12 protein-coding genes and 1 pseudogene are annotated in these 18,154 nt (G+C 71.9%); 7 read left to right on the top strand and 6 right to left on the bottom strand.

Annotation, left to right across the window (positions count from 1 at the left end; genetic code table 11):
* Window positions 1-42: 42 nt before the first annotated feature.
* On the top strand, window positions 43-837 hold the full coding sequence (locus tag ACZ562_RS22135; RefSeq protein WP_471181741.1) for a metal-dependent hydrolase: 795 nt from the start codon (window positions 43-45) through the stop codon (window positions 835-837).
* A gap of 44 nt (window positions 838-881) precedes the next feature.
* On the opposite strand, the gene ACZ562_RS22130 is transcribed toward ACZ562_RS22135, so the two are convergent.
* The 4 genes from ACZ562_RS22130 to ACZ562_RS22115 form a co-directional block, all read right to left on the bottom strand.
* Complete coding sequence (locus ACZ562_RS22130; RefSeq protein WP_471181739.1) at window positions 882-1,142, bottom strand: type B 50S ribosomal protein L31; 261 nt, start codon at window positions 1,140-1,142, stop codon at window positions 882-884.
* Window positions 1,143-1,196: 54 nt separating this feature from the next.
* A complete protein-coding gene (locus tag ACZ562_RS22125; protein ID WP_471181736.1) occupies window positions 1,197-1,667 on the bottom strand; it encodes a DUF5709 domain-containing protein in 471 nt (156 codons plus the stop codon).
* A gap of 275 nt (window positions 1,668-1,942) precedes the next feature.
* On the bottom strand, window positions 1,943-3,763 hold the full coding sequence (locus ACZ562_RS22120; protein ID WP_471181734.1) for an ABC transporter ATP-binding protein: 1,821 nt from the start codon (window positions 3,761-3,763) through the stop codon (window positions 1,943-1,945).
* Window positions 3,760-5,595: an ABC transporter transmembrane domain-containing protein gene (locus ACZ562_RS22115; protein WP_471181731.1), complete on the bottom strand. Its 1,836-nt coding sequence runs from the start codon at window positions 5,593-5,595 to the stop codon at window positions 3,760-3,762. Before ACZ562_RS22115 ends, ACZ562_RS22120 begins: the two co-directional genes overlap by 4 nt.
* Window positions 5,596-5,995: 400 nt before the next feature.
* Here ACZ562_RS22115 and ACZ562_RS22110 point away from each other — a divergent pair.
* Window positions 5,996-6,405 (top strand): annotated as a pseudogene (locus ACZ562_RS22110) (cation:dicarboxylate symporter family transporter); the annotation flags it as partial.
* A gap of 82 nt (window positions 6,406-6,487) precedes the next feature.
* Here the strand turns inward: ACZ562_RS22110 and ACZ562_RS22105 are convergent.
* A complete protein-coding gene (locus ACZ562_RS22105; RefSeq protein ID WP_471181728.1) occupies window positions 6,488-6,943 on the bottom strand; it encodes a MarR family winged helix-turn-helix transcriptional regulator in 456 nt (151 codons plus the stop codon).
* Window positions 6,944-7,039: 96 nt separating this feature from the next.
* Here ACZ562_RS22105 and ACZ562_RS22100 point away from each other — a divergent pair, with 96 nt between their 5' ends.
* Together ACZ562_RS22100 and mltG are read left to right on the top strand one after the other, a co-directional pair.
* Window positions 7,040-8,842, top strand: coding sequence for an ABC transporter ATP-binding protein (locus ACZ562_RS22100; RefSeq protein ID WP_471181725.1), 1,803 nt, complete (start codon window positions 7,040-7,042; stop codon window positions 8,840-8,842).
* Between the two features lie 43 nt (window positions 8,843-8,885).
* Complete coding sequence (gene mltG / locus ACZ562_RS22095; RefSeq protein WP_471181723.1) at window positions 8,886-9,725, top strand: endolytic transglycosylase MltG; 840 nt, start codon at window positions 8,886-8,888, stop codon at window positions 9,723-9,725.
* Window positions 9,726-9,737: 12 nt separating this feature from the next.
* Here mltG and ACZ562_RS22090 read toward each other — a convergent pair whose 3' ends face one another.
* Window positions 9,738-10,823, bottom strand: a complete 1,086-nt coding sequence (locus tag ACZ562_RS22090; protein WP_471181720.1) for an NAD(P)-binding domain-containing protein — start codon at window positions 10,821-10,823, stop codon at window positions 9,738-9,740.
* Between the two features lie 108 nt (window positions 10,824-10,931).
* On the opposite strand from ACZ562_RS22090, the gene ACZ562_RS22085 reads away from it, so the two are divergent.
* The 3 genes from ACZ562_RS22085 (at window position 10,932) to ACZ562_RS22075 (ending at window position 18,020) form a co-directional block, all read left to right on the top strand.
* Window positions 10,932-11,354, top strand: coding sequence for a secondary thiamine-phosphate synthase enzyme YjbQ (locus ACZ562_RS22085; protein ID WP_471181717.1), 423 nt, complete (start codon window positions 10,932-10,934; stop codon window positions 11,352-11,354).
* Between the two features lie 250 nt (window positions 11,355-11,604).
* A complete protein-coding gene (locus ACZ562_RS22080) occupies window positions 11,605-14,628 on the top strand; it encodes a helix-turn-helix transcriptional regulator (RefSeq protein ID WP_471181714.1) in 3,024 nt (1,007 codons plus the stop codon).
* Window positions 14,629-15,098: 470 nt separating this feature from the next.
* Window positions 15,099-18,020 (top strand): helix-turn-helix transcriptional regulator, encoded by a 2,922-nt coding sequence (locus tag ACZ562_RS22075; protein WP_471181711.1) that lies wholly within the window; start codon window positions 15,099-15,101, stop codon window positions 18,018-18,020.
* Window positions 18,021-18,154 lie beyond the last annotated feature (134 nt).

Raw genomic sequence — 18,154 nt, 5'->3', positions numbered from 1 at the left:
CAACTGGACAGCGGCACATGAGGAATGGGGCGGGCAACGGCGATGATGGGACCAGCACACTCACTGTCGGGCGCCGCGGCCTGGCTCGGCGTCGGTGCGGCGGCCGCCGCGGCCGGGCACACGATGCCGTGGCCGGTCCTCCTTGCCGGAACCCTGATCTGCGCCGGCGCCGCGCTCGCCCCGGACCTCGACCACAAGGCAGCGACCATCTCGCGGTCCTTCGGGCCGCTCTCACGCTGGCTGTGCGAGATCGTCGACAAGCTCTCGTACGCCGTATACAAGGCCACGAAGAAGCAGGGCGACCCTCGCCGCTCCGGCGGGCACCGCACCCTCACCCACACCTGGCTGTGGGCCGTGCTGATCGGTGCGGGCACCTCGGCCGTGGCGATCACCGGCGGCCGCTGGGCAGTGCTGGCGATCCTCTTCGTGCACATGGTGCTGGCCATCGAAGGCCTGCTCTGGCGGGCGGCCCGGGGATCCAGCAGCGACGTGCTGGTCTGGCTGCTGGCCGCGACCAGCGCGTGGATCCTCGCCGGTGTCCTGGACAAGCCCGGCAACGGATCGGACTGGCTGTTCACGGCGCCCGGTCAGGAGTACCTGTGGCTGGGGCTGCCGGTCGTGCTGGGCGCGATAGTGCACGACATCGGCGACGCGTTGACGGTCTCGGGCTGCCCCGTCCTGTGGCCGATACCGGTGGGCCGCAAGCGCTGGTACCCGATCGGCCCGCCGAAGGCCATGCGGTTCCGCGCGGGCAGCTGGGTCGAGCTCAAGGTGCTGATGCCGGTGTTCATGCTGCTGGGGGGAGTGGGCTGCGCGGCGGCGCTGAACTTCATCTGAGGGGGCGGCCGCCCTCGGGCGGTCCCGCCTCGGGCTTCCCCGCCTCAGCCGGAGCCCTGGCCCGCCCCGCCGTAGCGCCGTTCGAACTGGGCGATGCGGCCCTCCGAGTCCACCGTGCGCGCCTTACCGGTGTAGAAGGGGTGGCTCTGAGAGGAGATCTCCACGTCCACGACCGGGTACGTCTCACCGTCGTCCCACTCGATGGTCTGGTCGCTGGTCGCGGTGGACCGGGTGAGGAAGGCGTAGCCGGCCGCCCGGTCGCGGAAGACGACGGCGTGGTAGTCGGGGTGCTCGTCCTGCTGCATGGGTGCTCCTTGTCCGGCGTCGGCGAGACATGCGGCGCTCAGCGGGCGACAGCGTCAGCCGGACAGGGCGTCCTCGTCGACGATGTGCATCGCGGCCTCCTCGGCCGAGGCCGCGGCCCCGTCGATGCCCACGTCCGTGGCGATCAGGGCGCTCTCCTCGTCCTCGTGGGCCCCTTCGTCCGGAGCCACGAGACGGCCGGAGCGGGCCGCGCCGACCTCGTTGTCCAGAATTTCCCCGTCGGTGCCGTCACAGTCACCGATGCCGTCGCCGTCGGGTGCGACGAGGTCCGGCAGTTCCTCGGCGAGGCGCTGGTCCAGCGTCTCGCCGTGCCGGCGCTCCGCCGCCGTCACGTCGGCGCGCTCCACCGCCCATGGTCTGTCCGGAGGGGACCAGCCACGGTCGAGGGGATCGTCGACACCGTCGCTGACGAGGGTGTCCTCCGCGTCGAGCAGTCCCGCGTCGTCCTGTACCTCGGATCCGTCGGGCTGGTAGACGTCGTCACCCCATCCTTCGTCGCTGTTCACGGGAACCTCCAGGTGGTGGGGACGGGCCCGTTCGCCCCGCGGTCGGCGGGGCCGCAGGCCATGGAGGCACAAGCCGCACCCGTCGGCCAACCGCAGGGTCCGCGGGCGCTCCCCGAGCCGGTGCCCGCTACCCAGCCTTCCACCCCCCTTCGGCACCGCGCAACGGCACGGGCGCGGGCCGGGAGACGCCCGTCCCCGGCCCGCCCCCGTACCGGGCGCACCGTGACCGGCCGACCAGGTCGCTCCCGGCTCCCCATGACCGCGATATTCCCAGGTCAGCCGTGCCACGACCGCCACAGCGCCGCGTACGCGCCGTTTGCGGTGACCAGATCGTCGTGGCTGCCCAGCTCGCTGATCCGCCCGTCCTCGACGACGGCGATGACGTCCGCGTCGTGGGCGGTGTGCAGCCGGTGCGCGATCGCGACCACCGTGCGGCCGTGGAGGACCCGCGCCAGGGACCGTTCCAGGTGGCGGGCCGCGCGCGGGTCGAGCAGGGAGGTCGCCTCGTCCAGGACCAGGGTGTGCGGGTCGGCAAGCACCAGACGGGCCAGCGCGATCTGCTGGGCCTGGGCCGGAGTGAGCGTCAGCCCGCCGGAGCCGACCTCGGTGTCGAGTCCCTCGTCGAGGGCGCGTGCCCAGCCGGCCGCGTCCACCGCGGCGAGCGCCGCCCACAGTTCGGCGTCGACGGCGTCCGCAGGAGTCCCCCCGCGCAAGGGAAGCCGGGAGTGGGGGAGCGCGAGCAGGAGGTTGTCGCGCAGCGAGCCGACGAAGACGTGGTGCTCCTGGTTGACGAGGGCCACGTGCTCGCGGACCCGCTCCGCGGGCATCCGGGACAGTTCGGCACCGCCCAGGGTGACCCGGCCGTCGCGGGGTGCGTAGATGCCGGCGAGCAGTCTGCCGAGCGTGGACTTGCCCGCGCCCGAGGGACCGACCAGTGCCAGCCGGGTGCCGGGCGCGACCTCCAGGGACACCTTGCGCAGCACGTCGACGCCCTCGCGGTAACCGAAGTGCACCCGGTCCGCGTGCACGTCGCGGCCCTCGGGGGCCAGCGCGTCCTCCCCGGAGTCCGGCTCGATGTCCCGGACACCGACCAGCCGGGCCAGCGACACCTGGGCCACCTGCAGCTCGTCGTACCAGCGCAGGATCAGGCCGACCGGATCGACGAGCATCTGCGCGATCAGCGCTCCCGTCGTCAGCTGACCGACCCCGAGCCAGCCGTGCAGGACGAAGACACCGCCGACCATGAGGACCGAGCCGAGGATCGTCACATGGGTGACATTGATGATCGGGAAGAGCACCGACCGCAGCCACAGCGTGTAGCGCTCCCAGGCCGTCCACTCCTCGACCCGCTGGTCCGACAGCGCGATGCGGCGGCCGCCGAGCCGGTGCGCCTCCACGGTGCGTCCGGCGTCCACGGTCTCGGCGAGCGCGGCGGCCACGGCGGCGTACCCGGCGGCCTCCGAGCGGTAGGCGGACGGCGCCCGCCGGAAGTACCAGCGGCAGCCGACCACCAGCAGCGGCAGGGCGAGCAGCACCGCGCCGGCCAGCGGCGGCGCCGTGACGACCAGTCCGCCGAGGAGCAGGGCCACCCACACCACACCGATCGCGAGCTGGGGCACGGCCTCGCGCATCGCGTTGGCGAGCCGGTCGATGTCCGTCGTGATCCGGGACAGGAGGTCGCCCGTCCCGGCCCGTTCCAGGACGCCGGGCGGCAGCCCGACCGACCGTACGAGGAAGTCTTCGCGCAGGTCGGCCAGCATCCGCTCGCCGAGCATCGCCCCGCGCAGCCGCACCTCTCGTACGAACACGGCCTGGACGGCCAGTGCGAGCACGAACAGGGTGGCGGTGAGCCCCAGATGGAGCTCCCGGGCCCCGTCCGACACGCGTTCCACGAGTCCGCCCAGCAGGTACGGGCCGGCCATCGACGCGACCACGGAGACCGTGTTGACGGCGATCAGCAGCAGGAAGACTCGGCGGTGCCGGCGGAACAGTTCCGCCGCATAGGCGCGTACGGTCGCGGAGGCGCCGACGGGCAGGGTGCTCGCCGTCGTCGGTGCAGCCGGGTCGTACGCCGGTGGCGCCACCGCGCCGATCATGCCGACTCCTCGATCTCTCGCAGTTCGTCGAGTTCGTCGAGTTCGTCGAGTTCGTCGAGTTCGTGGCGCCGCGCGTCCGCTCCGCCGGGCCGGTCGGCCTCTTCGTCGGTCTCGCGCGTCACCACCGCCCGGTACCGGGGCTCTTTGTGCACCAGGTCGCGGTGCATGCCGACCGCGGCGACCTCGCCCTCGTGCACGAGGACGACCCGGTCCGCGTGGTCCAGCAGCAGGGGCGAGGAGGTGAACACCACAGTCGTGCGTCCGGCCCGCAGATCGCGCACGCCCTGGGCGATCCGGGCCTCCGTGTGCGAGTCGACGGCGGATGTCGGTTCGTCCAGGACGAGCACCCCCGGGTCGGTGATCAGCGAGCGGGCCAGGGCGAGCCGCTGGCGCTGGCCACCGGACAGGGAGCGGCCGCGTTCGGTGATCCGGGCGTCCATCGGGTCCCCGGCGTCGAGTGACCCTTGGACGAGAGCGGCCAGGACGTCCTCGCACTGGGCGGCCGCGAGCGCATCCCCGGTGCCGACGTCACCCGAGGCGGGCACGTCGAGCAGCTCCCGCAGCGTGCCGGACAGCAGCACCGGGTCCTTGTCCTGGACGAGGACGGCCGCACGTGCGGCATCGAGCGGCAGTTCGTCGAGCGGCACACCGCCCAGCAGCACCGAAGTGCCCTGCTCCGAGGGGTGCCCGCCGAGCCGGTCGGCCATTCGGCCCGCCGCGTCCGGGTCGCCGCAGACCACGGCGGTGAACCGGCCGGCGGGTGCGAGCAGACCGGTGGCCGGGTCGTACAGGTCCCCGGCGGGCACCTCGGCCGCTCGCGACCCCCCGGTGTCCGTGACCCGCTCCAGCGACAGCACGCCCGCGGCCCGCCTGGCCGACGGGCGGGAGAAGGAGTAGGCCATCGCGATCTCTTCGAAGTGGCGCAGCGGATAGGTGAGGACCATGACCGAGCTGTAGACGGTCACGAGTTCGCCGACGCCGATGCGGCCCTGGCGGGCCAGATGGACGCCGTACCAGACGACTGTGATCAGCAGCAGGCCCGGCAGCAGCACCTGGATCGCGGAGATGAGGGACCACATGCGGGCGCTGCGCACGGCCGCGTGGCGGACCTCCTGGGAGGCGCGGCGGTAGCGGTCGAGGAAGAGCTCCTCGCCGCCTATGCCGCGCAGCACGCGCAGGCCCGCGACGGTGTCCGAGGCCAGTTCGGTGGCGCGCCCCGCCCTGTCCCGCTGGAAGTCGGCACGCCGGGTGGCACGGGGCAGCAGCGGCAGCACCGCGAGCGCCAGGACGGGCAGGCCTACGGCGACCACCCCGCCGAGCGCCGGCTGGTAGACGACGAGGCCCACGCAGACCAGCACGATGGTGCATGCCGCCGCGGTGAACCGGGAGACGGCCTCCACGAACCAGCCGATCTTCTCGACGTCACCCGTGGAGACGGCCACGACCTCGCCGGCCGCGACCCGTCTGGTGAGCGCCGAGCCCAGCAGTGCGGCCTTGCGGGCCAGCAGCTGTTGGACGCGGGCCGCCGCGGTGATCCAGTTGGTGACCGCGGCGCGGTGCAGGAACGTATCGCCTATCGCGTTTCCGGCGCAGCACAGCGCCAGCAGAGCGCCCGCGAGGGCGAGCCGCGCACCCGAGTGGTCGACGACGGCCTGGACGGCGAGGCCGACGCAGAACGGCAGCGCGGAGACGGACCCGAAGTGCAGCAGCCCCCAGGCCAGCGACTTGAGCTGCCCGCCCAGTTGATTGCGGCCGAGCCACCACAGGAAGCGGGGACCCGAGCGTGCGTCCGGCACACCCGGATCGGGATACGGAAGGTCTTGGATCTTCATGACGTCCCAGTGACTCGTGTCAGGGTGGAGGGAACCGCCGAGCGCGGCAACAAACCGTGAAAGGTTGGCGTCGCAGCGTGGTCGATAGCAAGCTGTTTTCCGCGGCACCGCACAGATTCGGAAGCCGCCCAGTGGATTCCGGACCGCCCCGAGGCCGTGTCATGGGAGGCCTCACTGCGAGGGGCGGCCAACTCCCCGTAGGACACCGGCCATGAAGAGACGGATCATGCCCGGCCGGGGCCGGCGGGCTCCCGGCTCAAACCGCTGACGTCCCCGCCGGGTTCGGCTCCGACCGGCACGACCCGCCACCGCCGCCGCGCCGTGACCAAGCCCCCGGAATGTCCTGCCAAGTCACCCTTGCCCAGGCGTAGTTCCGCGACTCCACACCGTGCAAGGGGGGTCCATCGGCACGCCGTTCACCGGCCAGGCCGTGGGCGTCGGCCTCAGCCTGAGCCGGGAGGTCACAGTGATCCTCGTGCTGATGCTGACCAGCAAGGGCATGGCGGGAACACCGGTTCCGCCTTCCGCGCCCCGGCCTCGACCGCGTCCTCGCTGGGGCCGTCCACGCCGATGCCGTCGCCCTGCTGCCCGGTGCGGACCGCATCATGGACTCGTGTCGTCACCCACCTGCTCCACGACTGCTTCGCGGTCTTCGTGGTCTCCCGCTTGGAGGGTGCGCTGGACATGGAACGGGCGAAGGAGGTGCCGGACGGTGAAATCGGCGAAATCGTGCCAGTGGACGATGAGCGCGAGGACACGCCGGCCGTCGCCGCTCCGATGGCCAAGGAGGCTCCCCCGGAGGTGAGTTGACGGACCGTACCGGCACGGTCGCGGCCGCCGCTCCAGCACGACGGAGGGGAGACCGCGGCCCGTTGTTCGGCGTGTGCCTCGCTCAGCAGCTTCGCCCCGGCTCCGGCATCCCCTCCACCAGCGTGTCCAGCAGCCCGCCGAGCACCTCGCGCTGCCCGTCCGACAGCGGGGCCAGGATCTCCTGCGCGGCAGACACGCGAGCGCCGCGCAGTTCACGCAGGGCCTTGTGCCCGTCTTCGGTGAGCTCGATTCGGATCACCCGGCGGTTGGTCGGATCGGGGACCCGGCGCACCTTTCCGCTCGTCTCGAGCCCGTCGACCAGCGTCGTCACGGCCCGCGGCACCACCTCCAGGCGTTCGGCGAGGTCGGCCATGCGCGGCGGCGAGCCGCAGTGCGCCAGCGTGCGCAGCAACCGGGCCTGGGCCGGTGTGACGCCCAGCCCGCGCTGCTCCAGATGACGCTTCTGGATGCGGTGGACCCGGCGGGTGAGCCGCAGCAGTTGCTCGGCGAGGAGGCCGTCGGAATCGGGGGTGGTCATGCGGGAACAATATCAGGACCAGGCTCATTGTGAGCATAGGTAACAATGAGCTATGGTCCTGAATCGTCGTAGTTCCACGCCTCCTCGAAGGAGCTCATGAAACCCGATCACGAACCCGCCTGGACGCCACCTGCCGACTCCGCTGAACAGCCCCGGCAAGTGCGCCGCATCCTGAAGCTCTTCCGTCCCTATCGCGGACGCCTGGCGGTAGTCGGCCTGCTGGTCGGCGCCTCGTCGCTGGTCTCCGTCGCCACGCCGTTCATGCTGAAGGAGACGCTCGACGTCGCGATTCCCGAGGGCCGCACGGGACTGCTCAGCCTGCTCGCGCTCGGCATGATCCTCAGCGCCGTCCTCACCAGCGTCTTCGGTGTCCTGCAGACGCTGATCTCCACGACGGTCGGCCAGCGCGTCATGCACGACCTGCGCACCGCCGTCTATGCCCGGCTGCAGCGCATGTCTCTCGCCTTCTTCACCCGCACCCGCACGGGCGAGGTCCAGTCCCGCATCGCCAACGACATCGGCGGCATGCAGGCCACCGTCACCTCCACCGCCACCTCTTTGGTCTCCAACCTCACCGGCGTGGTCGCCACGATCATCGCGATGATCGCTCTCGACTGGCGCCTGACCGTCGTCTCGCTGCTCCTGCTGCCGGTGTTCGTGTGGATCAGCCGGCGCGTCGGCAACGAACGCAAGAAGATCACCACTCAGCGCCAGAAGCAGATGGCCGCCATGGCGGCCACCGTCACCGAGTCGCTCTCCGTCAGCGGCATCCTGCTCGGTCGCACCATGGGCCGTTCCGACTCGCTCACTCAGTCCTTCTCCGAGGAGTCCGAGCGGCTGGTCGACCTCGAGGTGAAGTCGAACACGGCCGGCCGCTGGCGCATGGCTGTGATCACGATCGTCATGGCCGCCATGCCGGCCGTCATCTACTGGACCGCGGGCATCGCCCTCCAGTCGGGCGGCCCGGACGTCTCCACCGGCACCATCGTCGCCTTCGTCTCGCTCCAGCAGGGCCTGTTCCGCCCGGCCGTCAGCCTGCTGTCGACCGGTGTCCAGATCCAGAGCTCGCTCGCGCTCTTCCAGCGCATCTTCGAGTACCTCGACCTGCCGGTCGACATCATCGAACGCGAGCGTCCCGTCCACCTCGACCAGATCAAGGGCGAGATCCGCTTCGAGAGCGTCGAGTTCCGTTATGACGGCAAGAGCGGCCCGGTCCTCGACGGCATCGACGTGACCGTCCCCGCCGGCGGCAGCCTCGCGGTCGTCGGCCCGACCGGCGCCGGCAAGTCCACGCTCGGTTATCTGGTGCCGCGGCTGTACGACGTGACCGGCGGCCGCGTCACCCTGGACGGCGTCGACGTCCGCGACCTCGACTTCGACACCCTGGCCCGTGGGGTCGGCGTCGTCTCGCAGGAGACGTACCTCTTCCACGCCTCGGTCGCCGAGAACCTGCGCTTCGCCAGGCCGGACGCCACCGACGAGGAACTCCGGGCTGCGGCGGAGGCCGCCCAGATCCACGAGCACATCGCGTCCCTGCCGGACGGCTACGACACGGTCGTCGGCGAGCGCGGCCACCGCTTCTCCGGCGGCGAGAAGCAGCGCCTGGCCATCGCGCGCACGATCCTGCGCGACCCGCCCGTCCTCATCCTCGACGAGGCGACCAGCGCCCTGGACACCCGGACCGAAGCCGCCGTCCAGGAAGCCATCGACGCGCTGTCCGCCAACCGCACCACACTGACCATCGCGCACCGCCTGTCCACCATCCGGAGTGCCGACCAGATCGTGGTCCTGGACTCCGGGCGCGCGGTCGAGCGCGGTACGCACGAGGAGCTGTTGGAGCAGGACGGACGGTACGCGGCGCTCGTTCGCCGTGACGCCCGACTGGAGCCGACAAGCTGACGATATGCCGGGTTTGTGAGCTTTAGCGGGTTACCGTGCCCGCATGCAGATGAACACTCCGCCACGGAATACGATTCGACTGACGCGCCGGGGCCGGCTCGCCCTCATCGCGACCGGAGCCGTCGTGGCCGCCACCGCCGTGGCGGTGCCGCTGCTGAGCCTGGAGGGCGACGGGGGCGCCAAGCCCGCGACCCTGGTGATCCCCGAGGGCTGGCGCGCGGGTCAGGTCTACGAGGCCGTCGACAAGGCCCTCGCCCTGCCTGCGGGGACCACCAGGAAGTCGCTCGCGAAGGCCACCCTGAAGCTGCCGAACGACGCCGAGGGCAACCCGGAGGGCTACCTCTTCCCGGCGACGTACCCGCTGGCCGACAAGGCGACCCCCGAGTCCCTGCTGTCGTACATGGTCGACACCGCGAACAAGAAGTTCAACGGCGCTCCCATCGCCGCGGGCGCGCAGCGCAACGCGATGAACGTCTACCAGGCGGTCACCATCGCGAGCATCGTGCAGGCCGAGGCCGCCACCAAGGCCGACATGGCCAAGGTGGCGCGCGTCGTCTTCAACCGGCTGGAGCGCGGCATGCCGTTGCAGATGGACTCCACGATCAACTACGCGCTGAACCGCGCCACGCTGAAGACGACCGCGAACGACACGCGGATCGACAGCCCCTACAACTCGTACCAGCGCATGGGGCTGCCGCCGACGCCGATCGGCAACCCGGGTGAGGACGCGCTGCGCGCCGCGATCAACCCGGCTCCGGGCGACTGGCTCTACTTCGTCACGGTCAGGCCGGGGGACACCCGGTTCACGGCCAGCTATGAGCAGCACCAGCGTAACGTCGCCGAGTTCAACGCCGGCCGGAGGAGCCCGCAGTCGGCCAAGTGACCGTCCGGGACGTCACGCGGCGGCCGGCTTCTCCTCGACGGACCCCAGCAGCCGCTTGATGTCCCTCACGGCCGCACGTCCGGCGCGGTTGGCGCCGATGGTGCTCGCGGACGGGCCGTAGCCGACCAGGTGGATCCGCGGATCGGCGAGAGCGCGCGTGCCCTCGACGCGGATTCCGCCGCCCGGCTCGCGCAGCCGCAGCGGCGCCAGATGGTCGATCGCGGCGCGGAACCCGGTCGCCCACAGAATGACGTCGGCGTCCACGTGCCGCCCGTCCCGCCACTCGACACCGTCGGGGGTGATCCGGTCGAACACCGGCAGCCGGTCGAGGACTCCGTTCCCCAGTCCCCGCCGGATGGCGTCGTTGAGCGGCAGCCCCGTCACCGAGACCACGCTCTTCGGCGGCAGCCCCTGCCGCACCCGCTCCTCGACGAGCGCGACCGCGGCCCGGCCCGCCTCCTCGCCGAAGGGGCCCTCCCGGAAGACGGGCGGCCGCCGGGTGACCCAGGTGGTGGCGGACGCGTACGGGGCGATCTCCAGCAGGTGCTGGGTACCGGACGCGCCCCCTCCCACCACGACCACGCGCTGCCCGGCGAACTCCTCGGGCCCGGGGTACTGCGCTGTGTGCAACTGGCGTCCGCGGAAGGTCTCCTGCCCGCGGTAGCGCGGCCAGAACGGCCGGTCCCAGGTGCCGGTCGCGTTGATGAGCGCCCGCGTCGGCCAGGTACCGGCGGAGGTCTCGACGAGCAGTCGCCCGCCGGTTCCCTCGCGCACCGCCCGCACGTCGACCGGTCGGCATACCGGCAGGTCGAAGGTGCGCTCGTAGATGTCGAAGTACCCGGCGATCACCTCGGCGGACGGTCGCGCGGGGTCGGCGTCCATGAGTTCCATACCGGGCAGGGAGTGCATCCCGTGAACCTTGCCGTACGTCAACGACGGCCACCGGTACTGCCAGGCGCCGCCCGGGCCGGCGGAGTGGTCGAGCACGACGAAGTCGCGCTGCGGCTCGAAACCGGTTCGCCGCAGGTGATAGGCGCTGGACAGTCCCGCCTGTCCAGCGCCTATGACCACGACCTCGACCTCGCGCGTGTTGTTCACGTTTCTACTAACGGCCCCGAGGTCGTCGATCTTCCCGCGATCATCGCCCCTCGAGCCGACCGGCGGCCGGTCATGTGGGCGAGCCGGCGTATGGGTCAGGATGGAGGCATGTCCGATGCCTTCACCACCCGTGTTCTGAACGTGGCCACCGGCTCCGAAGAGCGGGTCGTCGACCTCACCCCTGACTGCGAGGAGTTCCTCCGGGAGGCGGCAGCCGGCCGCGACGGCCTCCTGAACGTCTTCGTCCCCCACGCGACCGCCGGCATCGCGATCCTCGAGACGGGTGCCGGCAGCGACGACGACCTCCTCGCCGTCCTGCACACGCTCCTTCCCGCCGACGACCGCTGGCAGCACCGCCACGGCAGCCCCGGTCACGGCCGCGACCACGTCCTCCCGGCGTTCGTCCCGCCGCACGCGACGCTGCCGGTGCTGGGCGGGAGGCTGGAGCTGGGGACGTGGCAGTCGGTGTGTCTGGTGGACACCAACATCTCCAATACCAACCGTCACGTGCGGTTGAGCTTCCTGGGCTGAGCAAGATCGTCCCGCGGCTGACCGCCATCTTGGGTTCGTGCGGAAAAGGAACGGGCGGCGGTTCATGTTCGCGTGTCATGCGGATGCCGCCCAGGTGGCCCGCAGCGTTGTCACAGCCATGTTGTACAAACGTGCCGTAGACGGAAACCGGACGTCAGCACTCCATCCCGGCCGAAATCAGCTGAAATCGGCCGGGACGGCAGGAGAGGCCGGGGCACGTGGTGAGAGTTCGTCGGTGAGGGGATTCGTGGTGTCTGAGGCGGATGACGGGCCGGAGCGGCGTGCGGGTGCGGCGCCGTTCGTCAGCAGGGTCGCGGAGCTCGGCCGGCTGGACTCGGTGCTGGAGCGGTTGGGGGAGGGCGGTCCGGCGGTCGTCGATGTCACGGGTGAGGCCGGTATCGGCAAGAGCCGGCTGCTGGTGGAGTTCTGCGAGCGGGCCCGTGGCCGGGGGCTGACTGTGCTGCGTGGCCGGGCCACGGAGTACGAGCGGCACAGTCCGTTCCGGCCGTTCGCCGATGCCTTCGCCGACCTCGACGAGCGAGCGCTGCGGGCCTTTCCGGCGCTGTCCGAGCTCTCTCCGGTTCTGCGAGGCGCTGTCGAAGAACCAGGCGGGGGGACGGGTGCCGGTGACCGATTCGGTCTGTACCAGGCGACGGCGGCCGTACTGGGACGTCTCGGCGGGGCGGGGCTGGTGGTGGTGCTGGACGACCTGCACTGGGCGGACCCTGCATCGCTGGAGCTTCTCGACTTTCTCGTCCGGCACCCCCTACCGGCCCCGTTACTGCTCGTCGTCTCACGGCGTGACGGTCTGGCACCGCCGGGGATCGCCACAGCGCTGGCCCGTGGCGTGGACACCGGAGCGGTGCTGCGGCTCGCTCTCGGGCCGCTGGACGAACGGGACTGCGTCGAGGAACTGGCTTACGACCTGCCACGTCCGCAGGCGGCCGAGCTCTACGCGGTGAGCGAGGGCAACCCGCTGTACTTCCTCGCCCTCCTCCAGGCCCATCGCGGTGCCGCCCACGGCACCGGCGCCGCGTGCGCGGCGCTGCCCCGGACGCCCGGCTCGGCAGCCTCGGCCTCCGCCGCGTTGGGCGGGCAGAACGTGTTGCCCGCCGACCTCAAGGCGTTGCTGATCGACGAACTGTCGCCGCTGAGCCCGCTGGAGCGCCGGACGGTCGAGGCGGTCGCGGTCCTCGGCGACCACACCACTCCCGCCATGATCAGCAACCTCACCGGCTTCGGCGTCGCCGACATCGACGAGGCGCTGCACCAGGTGATGCAGCGCGGCCTGGTGCGGCCGGGGAAGTGGGGACGCGGACTGGCGCTGCGGCACCCGCTGATCCGGACCCTGGTCCACGAAGGCATCGACCCGTGGCGTCGCGAGGAGTTCCACCGCAGGGCGGAAGCGGAACTGGCCCGGGCGGGCGCGTCCGCCATCGAGCGGGCACACCATTTGGAGCAGTCGCTGACCCGCTGGGACCCGCTGGCGGCCACCGTGCTGACAACGGCGGCCGAGCAGACCGCCGTGACCGCTCCGGCCATCTCCGCCCACTGGCTGCAGGTCGTGTTGCGGCTCCTGCCGGACACCCCCGAACACCGCCCCAGGCGCCGCGAACTGATGCTGCTGCGTGCCCAGGCGCTCGGCCTGACCGGCGGGTTGAGGGAGGGCCGGAAGCTTCTGCACCAGGTGATCGACATGCCGGATGCGGACGACGACGACCGCACCTCCGCGATCGCCCTCTGCGCCCTGATGGAGCGCCGGCTCGGGCGCTACGCGGAGAGCGACGCGTTGCTGCGCCGCGAACTGGCCCGGTCGCCCGGACGACCGGCGGCCCAGACCGTCGAGCTCCGCCTCGAACTGGGATTCTGCGCGCTGTCCGCCGCCCGCTATCCGGAAGTGCGCGCGGAGGTCGCCGAGGCTCTGGCCACCGCACGTTCACTCGGTGACGACATCCGCGAGATGCGCGCCCTGGCGCTGGTCGCCATGGGCGAGGCCTACGAGGGCGACATGGCCGCGGCCGGCAGCTTCGCGGAATCCGCGGCCCAACTGGCGGACGCGCTCACCGACAACGATCTCGCCGGCCTGTGCGACCCCCTGTCCAGACTGGCCTGGACCGAGGTGTTCCTGGAGAACTACCCCACCGCGGAACGGCACGCCGACCGCGGGCTGGAGATCGCCCGTCGAACCGGCCAGCTCTATCTGCTGCCGCAGTTCCTGCTGTGCAAGGCCCACATCCACTTCAACACCTGCCGGATCACGACCGCGCTGGAACTGGCCGACGAGGCCGAGCCCATCACGCGGGCCCTCGGCAGTGGCGAACTGCTCTCCCTCGCCCTGGCGTTCAGATCCCAGATTCTGATGCAGGCCCGCCCTCCGGGCGATCCCGGCGTGCTGGCAGCTGTCGAGGAGGCAGTGGCCGAGGCCGGAACGAGCGACAGCTGGTGGGCGTCACTCGCCCGGTGCGTGCTCGCCTACGCCGCGCTCATCGCGGGCGACCCGCACCGGGTACCGGAGATCCTGCTGCACACGGGCGGCGGAAGCCAGCTGCCGCGGCTGCAGCCCTCGGTACGTCCCAACTTCCTGGAGCTGCTCGCCACCGCCGCCGTCGTTACCGGCGACGTGGAGGAAGCCGAACACTGGGCCGAGCGCGCCCACAAGGAAGCCGAACAGCTCGGCCTGCCCGCCCAGCGCGGAGCAGCGCTGCGCAGTCACGCCCAGATCGCGGCACACCGCGGCGACACGGCCACGGCGGCTCGACTGTTCGCCGAAGCAGCGGCGGACAGCGCACGGTCCGGGGCGTCACTCCGGGAGGTCCAGTCCCTGCTGCTCGGCGCCCCCCACATGAAAGCCGCCGGAGACGGCCCCCGCGCGGCCGCCATGTGGCACCGGGGCCGGCGACTGGCTTCCGAGGGCGGCGCACGACTGCTGGCCGGCCTGGCCGAACGGATACGCCCGGCGGTGCTCGGCGGCCCGGCCGAACCGGCTGAACCGGCTGAACCGGCTGAACCGGCTGAACCGGCTGAACCGGCTGAACCGGCTGAACCGGCTGGACCGGCTGGACCGACTGAACCGGCCGATGGGCTGACCACGTTGACCCGGCGCGAGCGGGAGATAGCCGATCTGGTCGCCGCGGGCCTCACCAGTCCGGCGATCGCCACCGAGCTCTACCTCAGCCGACGCACGGTCGAGAGCCACCTCGCCCGGATCTACCGCAAGGCGGGAGTGTCCTCCCGCGCGGCGCTGGCGTCCCTGGTGGCCCGCGACCGCCGTTGAGGGGCCCCTCGGCGCGCAGGCCGTGCTCCGCGGTCGGGTCCCTCCAGCTCGCCTGGCCGGTGCCGTTCTCCTCGCCGGCAACCCGGTCGTGCTGTGGTGCGCGAACGGCGCGAACGAACCACCCATGACGCCACCGCAAGGACGTCCGTCCAGCCGGGCGCCGTGCTCGACCAGGAGGACCAACTGCCTGTTTACGCACGGGGTTGCGTAGTACTACGGATGCAGTGGGCAACCGGGGCTGGGAGAATCACGGGCGTACGCAGCCAGTGGCGATGCCGTGCCTCCTACTCCGAAAGAGCACTTCTCATGAGCGTTCCGTTACCGTCGTTCAGGTCAGGTGACGCCGCTGGCTTCGAATGGGCCGTGCCACACATCCTCCTCGGCCGCAAACCGTACGACGAGGTGCCGCCCCCGGCGGTCTGCCGGTTGCACCGTTTCCGGGGCCCGGCCGCCCGGATCGGCGTGCCGCGGTGAGAGGCGGAAGGACCGAGGATTCCCCCACGCCGCCCCCGTCGACGCCCCTCGTGGACCGGGAGCCGGAGTCGGCACGTCTGAGTATCGCGGTCGAGGCCTGCGCCGCTGGCAGGTCGACGGTCGTCGAAGTCACCGGTGACCCCGGACTGGGCAAGACCAGGCTCCTGGCGGAACTGGCCGCGCGCGCCCGGGAGAGCGGGCTGACCGTGCTCTCCGGCCGGGCCTCGGAATACGAGCGGGAGCACCCCTTCGGCGTGGTGGCCGAGTCACTGCGTGCTTGTCTGGAGGATCCGGAGCGCCTGGCGGAGGCGGCCGTGGACGACCGGACACGGGAATTGCTGGACCTGGCTTTCGTCCATCCCTCGAAGCGCGCTTCCTCCGCGTCGCCACCGCTCGTCGTCGAACGCTTCCGGCTGTTCGGCGCGGTGGCCCGGCTGCTGGAGGGCACAGGCCGGGCCGGGGGCGTCCTGTTGTCCCTCGACGATCTTCACTGGGCCGACGAAGGCTCGCTGGAACTGCTGCACTATCTGCTGCGGCATCCTCCTCAGGTCCCGGTGGTCCTCGCCTGCGCCTACCGGCCGCGCCAGGCGCGGCCGAGGCTGCTGACGTACCTGTCGCAGACGGCCGACGGTTACCGTGCCGAGCGGCTGCGGCTCGCACCGCTGGACCGGAGTGCGGGGGACCTCCTGCTCGGCGCGGCACTGCCGCAGGAGCGGCGTGACGCGTTGTACGCGGCCAGCGGTGGCAATCCCCTCTACCTGGAGGTGCTCGCACGGCTGGCGGAGCGGCCTCAGGAACGCGACGCGGCGCGCTTCGCCGCCTTGCCGCGATCGCTGCGGGCGGCGTTGGTCAGGGAAGTGGCCTTGCTCGAGCCGCCGCAGCTCACCGTACTCAGGGCCGCCGCCGTACTCGGCGACCCGTTCCCGCCGGCCCTGCTCGCGACGGTCGCGGACCTGCCGCCGACGACAGCTCTGGAGGCACTGGACACACTCGCCAGGATGGACCTGGTCCGAGGGTCGCCAGGCGCGTCCGGCCGGATGCTGGAGTTCCGGCACCCGCTGCTCCGGGAGCTGATATCCGGTGAGTCGCCGCCGGGCTGGTGGCTGGCCGCACACGGCAGGGCCGACACGGCGCTGAGAGACGCCGGAGCCGGCCCGGTGGAGCGGGCCCCCTACGTCGTACGGTCGGCAGAGCCCGGCGACCCGGATGCGGTCCGGCTGCTGTGCGAGGCAGCCGAGCGCACCATGTACTCCGTCCCGGCGACCGCCGCATCGTGGCTGCGGGCCGCGCTGCGGCTGCTGAAGCCCGCCGACGGATCGGACGAGCCGAGACTCGGCGTACTGCTGGCGCTGGCGCGCGCCTTGGGGCTGACCGGCGACCTCGCCGGCTTCCGGGAAGCGCTCGGTGAGGCGCTGGAGCTCATGCCGCCCGGCCGGCGCGAGCGGCGGGTGGAGGTGGTGGCCCTGCAGGCACAGGTCGAACGCATCCTGGGCAGTGTCGGCGAGGCCCGCGCCGTACTGGAGGCGGAGCTGACGGCGTGGCCCGTGACCAGCTCGGTCGCCAACCCCTTGCGGCTGGAGCTGGCGACCGTACTGATGATCCAGCGAGCGTACGACGAGTCAGCGGCACACCTGGACACGGCGCTGCGTCATGCCGCGCACACCGGTGCCCGGGGGACGCGGACCGCCGCCGCCGCGTGCCGGGCCCTGGGCGCGGCCTACGACGGCGAGACCGTGGCACTGCTGACACATGCCACGCGGGCAGCGACAGACGTGGACGCCATGGAGGACGAGGAACTGGCCGCCTTCCTCGACCCGCTGAGCCAGCTGGGCTGGGCCGAACTGCTCGCCGAGCGCTACGACGACAGCGTCCGCCATCTCACTCGCGGCGTCCGGATCGCCCGGCGCACCGGGCAGAGTCATGTCCTGCCCTACCTCCTCCTCGGCCACACATGGGCGGTTCGTCAGGTCGGACAACTCGAGGACGCCATCTCCTCGGCGGAGGACGCCGAGGAGATGGCGTATCTGCTGGACCAGCCCGATCTGGTCGGCTACGCACTGGCGTTGCGGGCGAAGGCGGTCATGCTGCGGGACGATCCGGTGTCCGCCGCACCGCTGGCCGAGCGTGCCCTGAGGACCGTCCGGGCCCGCGGCCGTCTGTGGGGGCTGACCGCCGGAGTGCTCGCCGCCGTACGTTTCGAGCAGGGGCGGCTGGACGAATGCGTCATGCTGGTGCAGGACATCGTCGACCGGCCCCGGCACTCCGGGCCGACGTACTCCGTCAAGGCGGGCTGGTACACCACCGCCGCACAGGCCGAGGCGGCGCGCGGCCGGCCGGAGGCGGCGCGCGCCTGGGCGGAGCGGGCCGCGGAGGCTGCCGCGGCGGTGGGGCTGCGAGCTCAGCAGGGGCACGCGGCGGTCGGGCGGGCGTGTGCCGTGGGGCACGACGACGAGGACGCCGCCGTCGAACTCCTGGTCTCGGCGGCGGCGGCCTTCGCGTCCACCGGACAGGTCCTCGAAGAAGCCCAGGTCCGGTTGTCGCTCGCCCATGTGCTGTCCGAGACGGGGCAGCTGGACGAAGCGGTGGAGAACGCCGGCCGCGCCAAGCAGACCGCGGCGGCGTACGGGGCGCGTCACCTGTACACGCAGGCGGTCAACGCCCAGCGCCGGATCGGGGCACTGGGCCCGCGGGCACGGGCCGCGGCGCCGTCCGCACTCTCGCCGCGGGAACGCGCGGTCGCGGAGATGGCGGCCCGGGGCCTGTCCAACCGGGACATCGCGGAGGCGATGTTCGTGACGGTCAAGACCGTCGAGTCCCACCTGACCCGGGCCTTCCGCAAACTCGGAGTCGACAGCCGGTGGGCCCTGACCCGGGTCTTCGGCGACACCGGCGCCGCCCAGGACGACGACGCCAGGTGACCGCCGGGCGCGCCTACGCGCCCCCAGAAGGGCAACCACCCCGTTCTGATGTGCCGAACCGGATCCGCGCGCGGCGCCCGCCGGGCGAAGAGGCCCCGCCGCCGGCGCCGGACATCGCACCTTGGTGGCGGGGC

This window comes from Streptomyces sp. NPDC040410, from assembly GCF_055595715.1.
This window is presented reverse-complemented; position numbering and strand designations above follow the sequence as displayed.